This window comes from Gleimia europaea ACS-120-V-Col10b (genome assembly GCF_000411155.1).
Classification (GTDB): domain Bacteria; phylum Actinomycetota; class Actinomycetes; order Actinomycetales; family Actinomycetaceae; genus Gleimia; species Gleimia europaea_B.
Genome location: NZ_KE150266.1, coordinates 1,154,499 through 1,171,038, shown reverse-complemented (window position 1 = coordinate 1,171,038; position 16,540 = coordinate 1,154,499). Strand labels below are relative to the sequence as shown.

Genomic DNA, 16,540 nt, shown 5'->3' with positions numbered 1-16,540 from the left:
ATGCTCGCGGCGCTCGCGCAGGGGCATCTAGTAGCTCACAAGCGGGTCTTGTCCGTTGAGTTTCGCGGTGTAGTTGTTACACTAAACACAGTCGTTCAAACTTGAACAAACTTGTTTTGAGTCTGATTTTCGTAACTAGGAGAGCCATGCAGTTCGGGATTTTCACCATCGGTGATATCACTCGTGACCCGGTAAACCACACCGCCCCCTCGGAAAATGAGCGCATCAAGAACACGGTTGAAATAGCCAAGCACGCCGAGGAAGTTGGCTTTGACGTGTTTGCAACCGGCCAACACCACAACCCTCCGTTTGTGGCGCCCGGCAACCCGCCGACCCTCCTCGCCTACCTCGCGGCGCAAACCGAGCGGATCATCCTTTCAACTGCGGTCACTTTGATCACCACGATGGATCCGGTGCGCCTGGCCGAGGATTACGCTTACTTGCAGCATTTGGCTGATGGACGCGTGGACCTTGCTCTTGGACGCGGAAATACGGGCCCGGTTTATCCGTGGTTTGGCAGAGATATTCGCGAGGGTATTTCGTTGGCGGTGGAAAACTACAACCTGCTCTATCGTCTGTGGCGCGAGGACGTGATCAATTGGCAGGGTAAATACCGCACGCCGCTGCAGGGGTTCACCGCCACGCCGCGTCCTTTAGATGGGGTGGCTCCGTTTGTGTGGCACGGGTCAATCCGTAGCCCCGAGATTGCGGAGCAGGCCGCGTACTACGGCGACGGCTTTTTCCACAACAACATTTTTTGGACCAAGGATCATGTGATCCGCATGGTGAATCTGTACCGCGAGCGCTACGAGTATTACGGTCACGGTAGGGCGGATGAGGCGTTTGTGGCGCTTGGTGGCCAGGTGTTTATGCGCAAGAATTCGCAGGACGCGGTGAATGAGTTCCGCCCCTACTTTAATAACGCGCCGGTTTATGGACACGGCCCGTCGCTGGAGCAGTACCAGAGTATGACGCCGCTGACTGTGGGATCACCGCAGGAAGTTATTGATCGCACGCTCGAGTTCCGCGAGTGGGTGGGTGACTATCAGCGGCAGATGTTCCTGATTGATCACGCTGGTTTGCCGCAAAAAGCGGTGTTGGAGCAGCTTGACATGTGGGGTGAGGTGCTTCCAGTTTTGCGCGCAGAGTTTGATTCGTTGCGACCCGCGCACGTTCCAGATGGATCCACGCACGAGTTCCTGGTGGCACGAGATCGCGCGGGCAAGGCGCCGATAGCGGGCGGCGGCCCTGGTTCGCAGGCGTTTGCGGATCGGCAAGAGCGCACCGAGCGAGACTCGAAATAGAGCTTTTTGGAGGCATGATGAGTGAGATTTTGGTGGGTGAGGCTATCGACTCTACGCGTGATCCGTTCACCCCGGAATCGCGCCGCATCGTGGTGGTAAGTGGCGGTCTGTCTGAGTCGGGATCGTCAGCGAGGTTGTCTCGGGCGCTTGCCGAGGCGGCCTCGAACTACTTGTCGCAGCGGGGTGTTGGCGCGGATGTTGAGGTCGTGGAGTTGCGGCCGTTGGCGGGCGCGATCACGGACGCGATGCTGACAATGAATCCGGCCACTGACTTGGCAAAGAGGTTGCGAGCCGTGCGCGAAGCCGACGGCATAATCGCGGTTTCGCCGACGTTCCAAGCGTCATATTCGGGTTTGTTCAAGTCGTTTTGGGACTTGTTCGAGGATCCGCTGAGCGCAAAGCCGGTGCTCCTTGGCGCAACGGGGGGCACGGCCCGCCACTCGCTGATGATCGATTACGCGATGCGCCCGCTGTTTTCATACCTGCGGATGGATGTGTTGCCATCGGCAGTGTTCGCAGCGGCCGATGATTTTGGTGACGTGATTGATAAGAATGACGGCACACGCGACGCCCCGTTACAAGAGCGGATCGAGCGGGCCGGAGCCGCGTTTGCTAAGGCGCTGATGGCGCGTCCTGCCCTTGGCCGCGCGGAAGCTGACGACAGGTTCAAGAATGTGACGCCGCTGGAAGAAATGCTGGGTTCCATTGGCTGAGTTCGGTGATAAAGGCGCGAAATGGCGCGAGAGTGTGGCCCCTTCTTCGCCGCAGGAAGCGGAGCGGAAGGTGGCGGCGTGGCGTGCTTGGCGGGTTTATTTTGAGACCACGGCTCGCGCGCAGGATGCGATAGATGCGGCGCTTCGCGAGGGCGCAGACGTGACGCTCGCGGAGTACAACGTGCTCTTGTTACTACAGGAAGCCGAGGGGCGCAGGTTGCGCTTTAAGGATCTGGCGGCCAAAATGTCGTTTTCTAAATCGCGCTTGTCATATCAGGTTAAGGTGCTGGAAAAGCGCGGCCTGGTGTGTCGTGGTGAGGTCGAGGGTGATGCTCGCGGCCTGTACGTACAGTTGACGCAAGCGGGGTTGCTAACGTTTTTGCGGGCCGGAAAGTTGCATGCGCTCCAGGTGGAACAACTGATGCTGACCGAGTTGTCGATAGGGGAGGCCGAGGTGATTGAGCGCGTGTTCACTAGGCTTGCCACGCGGTTGGAAGAGCTCGGCGAGGCTTAACCCCTAAGGCATATATGTAACACTCAAATTATGAAAAGCCCCAGGTTTACATAATTGTTTACCCTTTATAAGGCGCGTCAAATCAGCGATCCGCCTGCCTGCACCATTGCGCAACTTGTAGGTGCCTAGCATGAACATATGGTCGAAATAAGAATTCATGGTCGAGGCGGACAGGGTGTTGTAACTGCCGCGGACCTGTTGGCAATGGCGGCATTCGAAGACGGCCACCACGCGCAGGCTTTCCCTTCTTTTGGGTCTGAGCGTATGGGCGCCCCGGTTGTGTCTTACTGCAGGATTCGCGACGAAGTGATTCGCAGTCGCGAGCCCGTGCTTTCGCCGGATGTGGTTATTGTTCAAGATCCAACTCTTTTGCCGATTATGGACGTGTTTTCCGGCTTGCAGCCAGACGGCTACGGCTTGGTGAATTCCGCAAAGACGTTGGAAGAACTTGGACTTGCCCAGTTGGAAGAGCGCTCCTTGCCCGGGCACATCATTACGATTCCGGCTACCGAGATTGCGCTCGAACACCTGGGGCGTCCGCTGCCTAACGCGGTGCTTTTAGGTGGTGTTTCAGCGCTTACGAGCATCGTGCGTTTACAGTCCGTGCTCGGTGCGATCTCGGGCCGTTTTGCAGGCAAGGTTGGCGAGGCGAACCAGGAGGCCGCGAAGGCCGCATTTCGTTTGGTTGAGGAAATGAAGGTAGATAATGCTTGAGCAGATTGAGGGTTCGCAAGCCATCGCGAAAGCTGTTGCTGCGTGCCATCCTGAGGTGGTTGCGGCCTACCCGATTAGCCCGCAAACCCACATTGTGGAGGCCATTTCGGCCCTCGTTAAGTCCGGCAAGTTGGAGCATTGCGAGTACGTGAATGTGGAGTCGGAGTTCTCCGCAATGTCGGCGTGCATCGGCGCGTCGGCGGTGGGTGCGAGGGCGTACACGGCCACGGCGTCGCAGGGCTTGTTGTACATGGTTGAGGCGGTCTACAACGCTTCTGGTCTGGGCTTGCCGATTGTGATGACGGTTGCGAACCGCGCGATTGGCGCTCCGATTAACATTTGGAACGACCACACGGATGCGATGAGCCAGCGCGACTCCGGCTGGTTGCAGCTTTACGCGGAGAACAACCAGGAGGCCGCAGACTTGCACGTGCAGGCCTTCCGCATTGCGGAGGAGCTTTCGTTGCCCGTCATGGTGTGCATGGATGGCTTCATTTTGACTCACGCGGTGGAGCAGGTGGATGTGCCCGAGGCCGGACAGGTGGAAAAGTTCTTGCCACCGTACGAGCCGCGCCAGGTGCTCGACCCGTCTGATCCGGTTTCGATCGGCGCGATGGTGGGCCCGGAGGCGTTCACAGAGGTTCGCTACTTGGCTCACGCAAAGCAGTTGCAGGCGCTCGAGCTGATCCCGCAGGTTCAAGAAGAGTTTAAGCGCGTGTTTGGCCGCGACTCTGGGGGCCTGGTGCGCCCCTACAAGTGCGAGGACGCCGAGACGATCATCGTGGCCCTTGGATCCGTGCTGGGCACAATCAAGGACGTGGTAGATGTTCGCCGCGAGCGCGGTGAGAAGATCGGCGTCCTTGGCATCACCTCGTTCCGTCCCTTTCCCGCCGATGCGGTTCGCGAGGTACTGCAGGGAGCAAAACGCTTTGTGGTTTTGGAAAAGGCGTTCTCCGTTGGCATTGGCGGCATCGTGTCATCGCACTGCCGGGCGGCAATGCGCGGCCTGAACTTCACGTGCCACGAGCTGATCGCAGGCCTGGGGGGTCGCAACATTACTGCGGCTTCACTGCACGAGTACCTCGATAGGGCGGTTGTGGACGACGTCGATCACCTTACTTTCTTGGATTTGGATAAGGAACTTGTTGAACGGGAGTTGGAGCGCGAGGCACGCACGCGCCGCTCGGGCGCACCCGCTGAGAACATGATTCGCGACATGCAAGATCGAGTGAACGCGAAGTTGGATTTGGAAGTTTCTAAGAAGGCGAATAACCGATGAGTACTGATAGTGGAGTACAAGAGAGCTTCCCGCAGGTGCGCCAAACTGCGATTCCGGCTCGAGAGAAGGTCAAGTTCTACCAGGTTGGCTCCTACGCGGTAGGTAACCGCTTGGCTGACGAGCAGTTGCGTTCGGTTCAGTCGGATCCTCACCGTTACAACTCACTGACTTCCGGGCACCGCGCGTGCCAGGGATGCGGTGAGGCGCTGGGCGCCCGCTACGCCCTGGACACGGCGATGCGCGCAACCGATAGGGACATGGTGGCGATTAACGCAACCGGCTGCCTGGAAGTATTTTCAACGCCCTACCCGGAAACCTCTTGGACGATCCCCTGGTTGCACTCCCTGTTTGGCAACGCGGCGGCGGTGGCAACAGGTGCGGCGGCGGCGTTTAAGGCAAAGGGCCGCGCAACGCGCGTGGTGGCCCAGGGCGGTGACGGCGGCACGGTAGATATTGGTTTTGGCCCGCTGTCTGGCATGTTTGAGCGTAACGATGACGTGCTCTACATCTGTTATGACAACCAGGCTTACATGAATACGGGCGTGCAACGTTCGGGTGCCACGCCCCCTACGGCGCGCACAGCCACCACTCAGCCGGTGGGCCCGAATCCGGGCAATGAGTGGGGCCAGGGTAAAGACATGCCGCGCATTGCCATGGCTCACGAAATCCCGTACGTGGCAACGGCAACCGTGGCAGATTTGCGCGACTTGGAATACAAGGTAAACCGCGCGATGCAGTTCCGTGGAGCCCGCTACATTCACGTGCTGGTGCCGTGTCCGCTGGGTTGGGGTTCGGCCTCGGCGCAGACGGTTCATTTGGCACGCCTTGCCGTACAGACGGGTATTTTCCCGGTTTACGAGGCTGAGTATGGCGAAGTCACTTCGGTAATGAAGCTGCGCCGGCCCACCCCGGTTGAGGAGTATTTGAAGCCGCAACGCCGCTTCGCGCACCTGTTTAAGAAGGGTGGCGACCAGGAGGCGATTAGGCGTATTCAGGCGGGCGCGGATAGGAATATCCGCCGCTACGACCTGGTAGATGATGAGGATTATGACCTCGCAACTGAGCGTTTTGTGGAGTTCGAAGAGGCTCGCTACGGGTTCAGAAAGCCGTTTGATGAGTTTGATGAGGGCGCCACGGAGCAGACGGACGCAGCCGCGACCCAGGATGAGTATTCTGCGGGCACGAAAACGCGCGCTGATGGGGCGGCAAATGTGAAGGCTGGCGAGGGCGCTGGCAAGGCGGACAAGCAAGGACAGAACTGACGATGAGTAAGAGTGATGTGACAAGTGAGGCCGTAGACGTTTCGGCGGCGGCACGCAGTGACGCAACTTCTGGCATTGGCGATGATACGAAGCCGTTTGCTATCACTTTGGACGTGGGTTCGTCGCTGGCGAATGAGACGGGTTCGTGGCGTACGGAGCGTCCGATCTACGTAGATTTGCTACCTCCTTGCAACAAGGCATGTCCGGCTGGTGAGAACGTTCAGCAGTGGCTTTACCATGCGGAAGAGGGCGACTATGAGTCCGCATGGCGTGAAATCATGGTGAATAATCCGATGCCTGCGGTGATGGGCCGGGTTTGCTACCACCCGTGTCAGACGATGTGTAATCGCGGCAAGGTTGATGAGACCGTGGGGATCAACGCAGTTGAGCGTTTCTTGGGCGATAAGGCGCTTCAAGAAGGCTGGACGGTTGAGCCGGTGAATGCGGATACGGGGAAGAACGTGCTGATTGTTGGTGCGGGCCCGTCCGGCTTGTCTGCGGCGTACCACCTGCGCCGTTTGGGTCATAACGTGACGATTTACGAGGCTGGTCCGATGGCTGGCGGCATGATGAGGTTTGGTATTCCCTCGTACCGTTTGCCGCGCGGCATCCTGGAGGGCGAGATTCAACGCATTGTAGATATGGGCGTGAAGATTGAGCTGAACCGCAAGGTTGACAATGTTGAGGACGTGACGGGCGACTTTGACGCGGTGTTCCTCGCGGTTGGCGCCCACATCGGTAAGCGCGCTTACGTGCCTGCAGGAGAGTCGGCGAAGATTATGGATGCAGTGTCGATGCTGTCTGAGGTGGAGACGGGTGACAAGCCGCTGCTGGGCCGCCGCGTGGTGGTTTACGGTGGTGGCAACACGGCTGTTGATGCTGCTCGTACGGCTAAGAGGCTGGGCGCGGAAGAGGCGGTGATTTTGTATCGCCGCACGCGTGACCGTATGCCGGCGCATGACTCTGAGGTCAAGGAGGCCGAGGAGGAAGGCATTATGATGCGCTGGCTGTCCACTGTTAAGCACGTGGATGGCGGTTCGATCACGATCGAAAAGATGGAGCTGGATGAGAAGGGATTCCCTCAGCCCACCGGCGAGTTTGAAGAGCTCGGCGCTGATTCGCTGATCATGGCGCTGGGCCAGGAGGCTGACCTGTCGCTGATTGAAAACGCGAAGGATGTTCAGATTAAAGATGGCGTGGTGCAGGTTAACCGCCAGATGATGACAGGCCTGAAGGGCGTGTTCGCGGGCGGTGACATGGTGCCGTCTGAACGCACGGTTACGGTTGCGATTGGTCACGGCAAGAAGGCGGCCCGCTACATTGACGCGTACCTGCGCGGGGGCGAGTACGAGCCGCCAGTCAAGCACGATGATGCTGCGTTTGAGCGCCTGACCACCTGGTATTACGCGGATGCTCCCAGGCGTATGCGGGCCCGTTTGGAGGGGCCGCGCCGCGCGTCTACGTTTGATGAGGTCGTGAAGGGTCTGGACGAGGATTCAGCGCTGTTTGAGGCGCGCCGCTGCATGTCGTGTGGCAACTGTTTTGGTTGTGACAACTGCTTTGGCGTGTGCCCAGATAATGCGATTACGAAGATCAAGCCGGGCGAGTACGAGTTCAAGTACGACTACTGCAAGGGTTGCGGTATTTGTGCCGAGGAGTGCCCGTGCGGTTCGATTTCGATGGTTCCCGAACAGGTTTGATTCGGGAAAACCTTTGCCGCATGGCAGATAGGGGGAGCGGGGTGTTTCGCACCTCGCTCCCCCTGCAGTTTGAACCGGGTTAGCGGCTCGGCTGGCCGCCTGTTGTCGCTGTTATACTTTAGGCGTGAATTTGCAGAAGATTTCCATTGTTGTGCCCTGTTTTAATGAGGAGCAGACGCTACCTGAGCTGGTTCGCCAGGTGGAGGCCGTGTTTGCGGACGCCGGGCGAGATTGGGACCTCATTTTGGTTGACGATGGGTCTGCAGATGACACGGCCACGGTGATTGCGGAGCTTGCGGCCAAGCATGAGCGGGTTCGCGGCGTGTTGTTTTCACGTAACTTCGGCAAAGAACCGGCAATGCTCGCCGGGCTGACGTATGCCGACGGTGACGCCACGCTAATCATGGATGCGGATTTGCAGCACCCGCCCAGGCTGATACCAAAGCTGATTCAGACGATGGAGGACGAGGGCGTTGACCAGGTGGTTGCGCTACGCAATCGCGATGGTGACTCAAAGCTCAGAACCGCTTTTTCCCGCATGTATTACAGGCTGTCGAACAAGATGATGGAGGAAGTGGAGCTGGTGGACGGGGCCGGCGATTTCCGCCTGCTTTCGCGCCGGGCAGTAGAAACACTCCTCGCCCTCGATGAGCGCTCGCGGTTTTCCAAGGGATTGTTCTCTTGGATTGGCTACCCCACCTCGTACGTGAAGTACGACAATGAGCAGCGCATCGCGGGGGCTTCTTCGTGGTCGCTTAAGTCCCTGTTCAACTACGGTTGGGACGGCATCGTCTCGTTCAACGCAAAGCCGCTACGCGTGGTTGCGGGACTGGGTGGTTTCATGTTTGCCCTGGCCCTCCTCTATCTGATTTGGCTCATCATTAACTGGGCGATTTACGGCGTGCAGACTCCCGGTTACGTTACGACTATCGCGGCAATCATTGCTTTTTCAGGTATTCAGCTACTGGCGCTGGGTGTGATTGGCGAATACGTGGGTAGAATTTATCGTGAGGTTAAGCATCGTCCTCATTTTGTGGTCGATAAAGAGGTCGGATTTTAAGAGGCAGGTGCGCGCGCGAAGGAGCGAGGCATGGCGCAACAGGTTACGTTCGCAGGGGCGACGGGGCTGAAGCTCAGCGGAGTGCTTGACACGCCGGAGGGGGAGCCGAAAACCTGGGCTATTGTTGCGCACTGTTTCACGTGCAACATGTCTGTTCCCGCAGTGTCACGGATTGCGAAAGCGTTGAAAAATCGCGGGATTGGCGTGTTGCGCTTCGATTTTGCGGGGCTGGGAGCCTCGGCTGGGGACTTCACAGAGTCCACGTTTTCTGCCGATGTTGAAGATTTGAAAGCCGCGTGCCGGTGGATGAACTCCCAGGGGCGCACCGTGAAGTTACTGGTGGGTCATTCACTTGGCGGAGCGGCAGTGCTCGCAGCGGCGGGGGATCTGGCGTCCGTTGTTGCGGTCACGACCATTGCGGCGCCCTCGGATCCGGGGCATGTGGCAGAAATTTTGAAAGACCGTTTGGCCCCAGTTTTCCAGCAGGGCACCGCCGTCATTCAGATAGCCGGTCACGAGATGCTGGTGGGCGCGCCAATTTTCCGCGACCTGCAGAATCAAGACGATTTTCATAAGAAGATCGGTGCGCTTTCAGCTGCCCTGCTGGTGATGCATTCGCCTCAAGATGGGGTTGTGGACGTGCATAACGCGATGGATATTTACAGGTCAGCGCAGATGCCAAAGAGTTTTGTGGCGCTAGACGGAGCGGATCATTTATTGACGAGGCCGGGTGTGGCCGTCTGGGCGGGAGAGATCATCGCCAGCTGGGCGTCGCGCTACATTTAGTCAGCTACCCGCGCATTCTGTCTGACGCAGATGTGTCCGGTTGGGAGGGCGCGCTGTCCCGGGTAGTGTTTGCGCACTTGTTAGACTTTGGGCGCTAGTGATTTGAAGGGTTTTGTATGCGCGCATTTTCGATTAGGGCACGGCTAGTATCCGGTTTGATTGCCACGTTAATGGTGAGTGGTTTAGCGGCCTGCTCGAGTGCGTCGAAGGATTCGTCCGCATCTGCGCCGGAAGTTCCGGAACGGCCCCTAGCGCCCACTGAAACAGTTGCTTTCGATACGGATGTGGAGGTTGCAAAGGCGCTGTTTGACCGCGCTGAGGGCGCGGTGGTTGCATCTGCGGATCCGGTTGCGCAAGCAAGGGCAGCCGCAGTGGCGCAGGCCCTATCACTGCCAATGCTGACCGAGACGGGCGATAGCGAGGTGGCTACAGAGCTTGACCGCTTGGGCGTAAAGACGGTGTTGGCCGTAGGCGGAGTGGACGTTGCGGCCAATGTGGACGTGATGACAGATACGGGCGACGCGCAGGCGCTAAGCACTGTTTTGGGCTCCGAGGTTCGCGCTTGCGATGAGTTTGGCGTGGATGATCTGTTAAACCTTGATCCTACCGATGTGGCGGTGCCGGAGTTTTCACCACAGCCAGGGGCAAAGGACACTGAGCAAGCCACGCAGACAGAGCAAGCCGGCGGGGAGGCCACCGAGGCCACGTCCGGGCAGAGCCAGGCCGTCCCCACCCCGAAAATGGTGGATCTAGCGCCTCTTCCACGCGGTGATAGGGGCAATGCAAACACGAAGGCGATCGCGTTCGCAACGCAGAGTTCCCCTTTGGGCGTGGTGGCTAACGCGTTGAGCGCAGGGCTTGACGTGAGTGTGCTGGCGCAGGCTGATCCGCGCGCCACGAGTGAATCTATGAAGATGATGCGCGAGGGCCGGGTTGCGGTTGGTTTGGGTCCCGATTTTGGGGGCACGCAGACGCTGCGCCACGCCGCCCAGCTGGCAACTTCCGCAGATGAACTTCCGGGTGGAGGTGGCCTGGTGTTTCCAGGCCGGAGAATGGTGGCTCTGTACGGCCACCCGCATACGCGGGCTTTGGGAGTGCTCGGCGAGCAATCTCCAACCGAAGCGGCACAATTGGCATTGCAGTATGCGAAGCAGTACCAGCAGTTCAGTGACGTGCCGTTTATTCCGGCGTTTGAAATCATTGCGACGGTGGCGTCGGCGGGTGCGGGCGATGATGGCTTTTACTCGGACGTGACGGCGGAACCTGATTTGGCTCCCTCCATTGATGCGATTAGCGAGGTAGGTGGCTACGCGATTATCGACCTGCAGCCGGGGCGCGCGAATCTGCTTGATCAGGCGAAGCTTTACGTGGATCTGTTGAAGCGCCCAAACGTTGGGTTGGCGCTCGACCCGGAGTGGAAACTGTATGGCAACCAGGTGCATTTGGAGCAGGTTGGCCACGTTGAGATTGCGGAGGTGAACGAGGTTTCGCAGTGGCTGGCCCAGCTGGTGCGCGAAAACAATCTGCCGCAGAAAGTGTTTATGTTGCACCAGTTCCAAGTGCAGATGATCCGCGATCGCAACCAAATGGTGCAGCATCCGGAGCTGGCAACGGTGATTCACGTGGATGGTCACGGCACTCCGGCAGCGAAGATGCAGACGTGGGACGTAATTCGCGAAGATTTGCAGCCGTGGGTTTGGCTGGCGTGGAAGAACTTCATCGACGAGGACAAGCCGATGCTGAACGCGGAGCAGACCATGGGTATTGAACCGCGCCCGTGGTTTGTGTCGTTCCAGTAGCGCGCGGCGAACCGGGATTCATAGAGCACAATCGTCGCGTATCTCTGTTTGGGCACGGCCCGGGCGGGGTTTGTAAATAGTTTGGCGAGCGTATTAGTTGTGCCCCATTGGCTGTTTAAGTGTGAGCTAGACTATAGGGACGCTACGCCGCGCTCAACGAGGAGCCGGCATTTGCAGATATGGATGAGGACGCACTATGACCCCCGGATCTAAGCAGGTTCGGCGTCGTTCAGCTACGCCGACGGTTAGGAAGTCAGCGCCCCGTAAATCGGGGCCAAAAGCGGTGGTGGCCCAGCAGACCACCAAGTTGCAAAGATTTGGCCAGATCGCCGCAGTCATAGGCTTTATTGTTCCGTTTGTCGTTGATATTCCGGGCCTCGATCCGGTTGGATCACGCATGTTGGCGATCTTCTTGGCCGCGATCATGCTGTGGGTTACCGAAGCTATCCCACTGTCAGCTACGGCCGTGCTGGTGATAATGGCAGAGGTTCTGCTGGTTTCAGATCAGGCTCTGTTACCGGTTCCCGAGGGCGTACCCACTTCTGCCACGTTCTTTGCATCTCTTGCTAACCCGGTGATCATCTTGTTCCTGGGTGGCTTCATGCTTGCGGATGGAGCCGCGAAGTTTGGGGTGGATAAGGCTATTGCGGCGGTAATGTTGAAGCCGTTCCTGTCGTCGCCAAAAATGATGCTGATGGGCGTCATGCTGATTACCGCCACCCTTTCTATGTTCATGTCGAATACGGCTACCACGGCCACGATGTTCGCAGTGTTCATGCCGGTTTTGGCGCAATTGCCAGAGGGGAAGTCGCGCGTGGGCTTGGCCCTGGCAATTCCGGTGGCTGCGAATGTGGGCGGTATTGGCACGCCTGTGGGGACGCCGCCAAATGCTATTGCGCTGGGCGCACTCCAAAGCGCAGGGATTCACATTTCATTCATCGGCTGGATGGCGATTGCGGTTCCGCTGATGCTCGTGGTGCTCGCAATCTCGTGGGCTTGGCTGGCGTTCGCCTACATGCCGAAGGACCTCAAAATCGAGCTTGATCTCAGCGCCAAGTTTGAGACGGGCCGTAACGCCACGATCTTCTACGTGGTAGCAGGCATTACCGTGTTGCTGTGGATGACGGAGCCCCTACACGGCATTTCGTCTAACACGGTTGGTTTCGTGCCCGTGGTACTCCTGATGGTCACGCAGGCAATGTCGGGTGATGATCTGCGCAACCTGGACTGGCCCGTGCTGTGGCTGGTTGCGGGTGGTATTGCGCTGGGCATCGGGGTGGGTAAGACCGGACTGGACGCGTGGATCATTGGCCTCATTAACTGGGAGGCCGTGCCGGTTGCCCTGCTCATGCTGACGCTCGCGGGCGTGGGCTTCTTGATGTCGAACGTGATCTCGCACTCGGCCGCAGCTAACCTTTTGATCCCGCTCGGCATGGGCCTGGGCGCTTCGGTTGCGGCAACACCGGCCGAGATCGCGGTTGTGTTGGCGTTGGGCTGCTCACTGGGCATGTGCCTACCAATTTCCACGCCGCCGAACGCTATCGCCTACTCGACGGGCGAAATCAGCACTCCGCGCATGATCAAGACGGGCTTGGTGGTGGGCGTGTCCGGCACGCTACTACTCGCTTTTGTGATGCCACTGTACTGGGGTGGGGCGGGCCTGTTGTAGGGCGAAGCGCTGGGCGGAAAGCAGGTGGATGTGAGCGTGACTCGAGTGGGCGGCGACTCGGCAGATTACATGCTGCACATTTTGGCGGTTGCCGCAGATGAGAACGATCCGGTTTGCCAAGCGGCCTGCGATATCGAGGGGGAGCTAAGAAATTGTGACGTGCGCGTTGCGTTCGGGTTTGCGCAAGTGGAGCGGGCGCTCGCGTCGCAGTGTGACACCGACCAGTGCCTAGTGCCAGGCGTCCTCATTTCGCCGCGTTTAGGCAACGTAGACGAGGTGGTGACGCGCTTACGCAAGTTTGGTGTGCTGGCGCGTGCTGGCTTCATCTTGATTACGGATAAGATGCGGCACGAGGACGTGGCCCGGTCTGTGCATGACGGCTCCCTGGTGTCGGTAGTGGCGGTGCCGTGGACTCCGCCCGCGCTGGTAGAGCAGATTAGCGCAGTGATCAGCAGGTGGTTGTTCAAGTATTTTCCGGATGCGGAAATAACGCGGGTGACTGCCGGGTTTGACGCGGGGGATGAGCCGCGCGCAGGAGATTTGCTGTACGGGCTGGACACGCCCGGCGAGCAGGTGCAGCGCGTGCTTTTGGAGGGGATTGAACGGATTTTGGGGCCGCGCCCGCGCATGGTGTTACCCGAGGGAGTGGATTTGACCCGTCAGGGTGAGTCTGTGGACGCAGTGTACCTGGTGCTGAGCGGTTCGGTGGCGCTCCACCGCTCCTCACAGTTCGGGGACGTGCTATTGCATCACGCCACCTCGGGGCCGCTAATCGGTCTGCTGTCGTTGGCACGCCAGCAACGGGCAATGTTTACGTCCACCACAACAACGCAGGTGGAGCTGGTGCGCCTGTCTATCGAGCAGTTGGAGTATGTGCTCCAACATTCGCCAGATACCTCGGCAAACTTGGCGGTGGTGGCGATCCAGGCACTCACTGCCCGGCTGGTGCGCGCCGAGTACCTCCACATTGAAAACCACGAGCTTGCCGAACAGCTTGAGATTGAGCGCAAGAATTTGGAAGAAACGCTCGCTCAGCTGCGTTCAGCGCGCGAGCAGCTGGTGGAGCAAACGAAGTTCGCGATGCTTGGGGAGCTATCAGCCGGCATCGCGCACGAGTTGAACAATCCCGTAGCGGCGCTGCAGCGAGCCACCGAGCATATTGCTAGCGATGTGGAGACGGTGTTGGGCGCTTGCGGCGGCATGGAGGATGCGGCGCAGGCGATGACGCGTGCCCGCGATGCACGCCCGCGATCAACTGCGCAAGAGCGGGCTTTGGTGCGCGAGGTCATGGCTTTAACTGATGGTGATAGGGAACTGGCCAAGAGGCTAGTGGGAGCCGAGACCACGAACCCGGATCTGGTGCGCGAGGTTTTGCGCGGGCAGAAGAAAAGCCGGTTTGGGCGCGGCTCGGACCGCTCTTCGCTGGAGGTTATTGAGGCGGCGGCGGGCATTGGACGCTCGGTGCGAAACTCCACGGTGGCGGCGGGGCGCATAACCAATTTGGTGTCTTCTTTGAAGGCGTATGCGCGCCCGGATACTTCGCCGGTGGAGGGCGTGGACCTCGATGAGAATATCGAGGACGTGCTACGCCTGACCGCGCACCGCATGCGCGGGGTTGAGGTGGAGCGCCGCTTTGCGCAGCTGCCGCCGATTCGTGCGTACCCGGCACGGTTGGAGCAGGTGTGGACGAATCTGCTGATCAATGCGGCGGAGGCTATCCAGGACGAGAGCGCCGAGGTGGCGCAGGCAGTGCCGTCCGCGCTACCGGCTCGCGGAAACGAGCCGGCGAAGATCGTGGTGGAAACGTCGGCTCCCGATGCCCGCCACGTGCGCGTTGCTATCACCGACAACGGTCCGGGCATTCCCCAAGAGCTTGTGCATCGCATTTTGGAACCGCATTTCACCACTAAGGATGGCCAGGTGCGGTTTGGGTTGGGGATGGGAATGTCGATTTCAAAGTCGATTGTGGACGATCACGATGGCTCGCTTTCGATCGTGTCAGAGCCGGGTCGCACCACGATTTGCGTGGTTTTACCCGTTGCGGGGCCGAATGTGGAAAAGTTGTTGTTAGAAAATAGTGGAAATGAGGAATGATGAAGCTTGCGATCTTGATTGTGGAGGATGAGCCGGAGGTTCGCGACGCGCTTGAGCGAGACCTCGATTCGTTCCAGGGCGTGTGCCGCATCGAGGTGGCTGATTCGGCGGAGGACGCGCGCCTTGCGATTGATGAGATTGACGAGGATGGCGACGTGCTTGCGCTCGTGTTGGCTGACCACCGGCTCCCGGGGGAGTCAGGCGTTGATTTCTTGATTGCGTTGGCCTCTGACGGGCTGACGGCGGACACGCGCAAGGTGCTGGTGACGGGCCAGGCGGATCAGGAAGACACGATCCGGGCGCTCAACGAGGCCAGTTTGGATCACTATTTCACCAAGCCGTGGAATGCGCAGGAGCTAGTAGACGAGGTACGCGAGCAGCTGACGGACTACGTTATCTCAATGGGTATTGACCCACTGCCGCACATGCGCGCGCTGGACGCGGTGCGCGTGATGGATGCGATCCGCTAGGCAGGTTCCTCCCGCTCGTGGGGGAGTGCGTCCAATTCGCGTGAGCGTTTCGGATTTTGGGACGCTTCGCGCCGCCCTCGAAAATCGTTTTCCAACTTTGAACGCGGCCGCCCTTGACGCGATTTTTGCGGCTGGAGATGTGGTTGATTCGCGAGGGCGGAGCTTGGATGCGGATGCTTGTGCAGCCAGTCTTTCGCAGGGCGTGTGGATTTATCGGCCCATACCGGACGAGCCACCCACTGCGATTGAGGTGGGTGTGCTGGCCCGTGGTGATGGTTGGCTGGTGGCGGATAAGCCGCATGATTTAGCAACGATGCCGCGAGGCAGGTTTGTGGCGCGCACGCTCACGGTGGCGCTTCGCCGGCAAGAGCGCAATGATGACATCGTTTTTGCCCACCGTTTGGATCGGGCGACGGCCGGAGTGATTTTAGCGACCTCGGATCCGGCTAAGCGCGGCATGTATCAGCAGATGTTTTCGCGCGGCGAGGTGAAAAAACGCTACCTTGCGATCACTGGCCTGCCGGCGGGCGAGGATGTTGCGGGGTTGCCGGGTCAGGAAGCCCTCGGCCTTGATAGTGCGGGCGCGCTGGATGCGAAACGATTTGCGGCGCGGGCACATAAGAACGTTGCGGTGTTAGGCGGCGTAGATGAGCGTGGCCCCTACCTGCGCGTCACGTCGCGCATTGAAAAACGCGGAATGAGGGTTTTTAACGAGGCTGGCGCGCCTAACGCGGAGACGATCATGCGCCCCGCACGAGGTTTTATACCCGAGGTTTCTGAGCTGGCCCGCGCGGCGGGCATGCAGGCGTGGGAGGTTGAGCCGGTAACCGGACGCACGCATCAGATCCGCGCTCACTTTTATGGGTTGGGTATTCCGATTGTGGGCGACCCGCTGTACTCAGGCCGGTTTGCGGCAAGGTACGGGCTGGACGAGACTCCACCCGGCTTCGCCCACCTGCAGTTGCTGGCGCAAAATCTGGAGTTTACTGATCCACAAACGCGTGAATTGGTGAGTGTATCTAGCCGGCGCGGGTTGGAGTATGCCAAGTCGGTTGACGGCCGGAACTAAAGGTTGCGCGTAAATTCTGCCTCGTGGTGAAGGGAAATCCCGCTCCAAAGAGTGAGATCATTTTGCGACAAATTAGACAATTTGCAAACTGAGGCAAAGGCATGAGT

The 16,540-nt window shown here is 59.1% G+C and carries 14 protein-coding genes; all 14 read left to right on the top strand.

The features are described from left to right. Positions 1–146 precede the first annotated feature (146 nt). A complete protein-coding gene (locus HMPREF9238_RS05335) occupies positions 147–1,304 on the top strand; it encodes an LLM class flavin-dependent oxidoreductase (protein WP_016444427.1) in 1,158 nt (385 codons plus the stop codon). 14 nt (positions 1,305–1,318) lie between these two features. Beyond that, positions 1,319–2,017 carry a CE1759 family FMN reductase gene (locus tag HMPREF9238_RS05330; RefSeq protein WP_156824390.1) on the top strand — a complete coding sequence of 233 codons (699 nt, stop codon included), beginning with the start codon at positions 1,319–1,321 and terminating at the stop codon, positions 2,015–2,017. Between the two features lie 34 nt (positions 2,018–2,051). Continuing rightward, the gene (locus HMPREF9238_RS05325) at positions 2,052–2,531 is read left to right on the top strand and encodes a MarR family winged helix-turn-helix transcriptional regulator (protein ID WP_198009475.1); all 480 of its coding nucleotides are present in this window, start codon (positions 2,052–2,054) and stop codon (positions 2,529–2,531) included. Positions 2,532–2,669: 138 nt separating this feature from the next. Next, a complete protein-coding gene (locus HMPREF9238_RS05320) occupies positions 2,670–3,245 on the top strand; it encodes a 2-oxoacid:acceptor oxidoreductase family protein (protein ID WP_040316497.1) in 576 nt (191 codons plus the stop codon). Then, complete coding sequence (locus HMPREF9238_RS05315; RefSeq protein ID WP_016444423.1) at positions 3,238–4,524, top strand: transketolase C-terminal domain-containing protein; 1,287 nt, start codon at positions 3,238–3,240, stop codon at positions 4,522–4,524. Before HMPREF9238_RS05320 ends, HMPREF9238_RS05315 begins: the two co-directional genes overlap by 8 nt. Beyond that, positions 4,521–5,786, top strand: a complete 1,266-nt coding sequence (locus HMPREF9238_RS05310; RefSeq protein WP_016444422.1) for a thiamine pyrophosphate-dependent enzyme — start codon at positions 4,521–4,523, stop codon at positions 5,784–5,786. The genes HMPREF9238_RS05315 and HMPREF9238_RS05310 overlap by 4 nt, the downstream gene beginning before the upstream one ends. A 2-nt stretch (positions 5,787–5,788) precedes the next feature. After that, positions 5,789–7,486, top strand: a complete 1,698-nt coding sequence (locus tag HMPREF9238_RS05305; protein ID WP_016444421.1) for an NAD(P)-binding protein — start codon at positions 5,789–5,791, stop codon at positions 7,484–7,486. Positions 7,487–7,610: 124 nt separating this feature from the next. Next, positions 7,611–8,546 (top strand): glycosyltransferase family 2 protein, encoded by a 936-nt coding sequence (locus tag HMPREF9238_RS05300; protein WP_232217601.1) that lies wholly within the window; start codon positions 7,611–7,613, stop codon positions 8,544–8,546. Between the two features lie 30 nt (positions 8,547–8,576). After that, positions 8,577–9,332 (top strand): alpha/beta hydrolase family protein, encoded by a 756-nt coding sequence (locus tag HMPREF9238_RS05295; protein ID WP_016444419.1) that lies wholly within the window; start codon positions 8,577–8,579, stop codon positions 9,330–9,332. A gap of 116 nt (positions 9,333–9,448) precedes the next feature. Beyond that, the gene (locus HMPREF9238_RS05290; RefSeq protein ID WP_016444418.1) at positions 9,449–11,131 is read left to right on the top strand and encodes a hypothetical protein; all 1,683 of its coding nucleotides are present in this window, start codon (positions 9,449–9,451) and stop codon (positions 11,129–11,131) included. A gap of 196 nt (positions 11,132–11,327) precedes the next feature. Further along, entirely contained in the window at positions 11,328–12,800 is a 1,473-nt protein-coding gene (locus HMPREF9238_RS05285) for an SLC13 family permease (RefSeq protein WP_016444417.1), read from the top strand. Between the two features lie 30 nt (positions 12,801–12,830). Then, the gene (locus HMPREF9238_RS05280) at positions 12,831–14,894 is read left to right on the top strand and encodes a sensor histidine kinase (RefSeq protein WP_016444416.1); all 2,064 of its coding nucleotides are present in this window, start codon (positions 12,831–12,833) and stop codon (positions 14,892–14,894) included. Continuing rightward, positions 14,894–15,364: a response regulator gene (locus HMPREF9238_RS05275; protein WP_040316495.1), complete on the top strand. Its 471-nt coding sequence runs from the start codon at positions 14,894–14,896 to the stop codon at positions 15,362–15,364. Before HMPREF9238_RS05280 ends, HMPREF9238_RS05275 begins: the two co-directional genes overlap by 1 nt. Before the next feature lie 40 nt (positions 15,365–15,404). Then, the gene (locus tag HMPREF9238_RS08635) at positions 15,405–16,433 is read left to right on the top strand and encodes a pseudouridine synthase (protein WP_198009474.1); all 1,029 of its coding nucleotides are present in this window, start codon (positions 15,405–15,407) and stop codon (positions 16,431–16,433) included. The last annotated feature ends 107 nt before the right edge of the window (positions 16,434–16,540 follow it).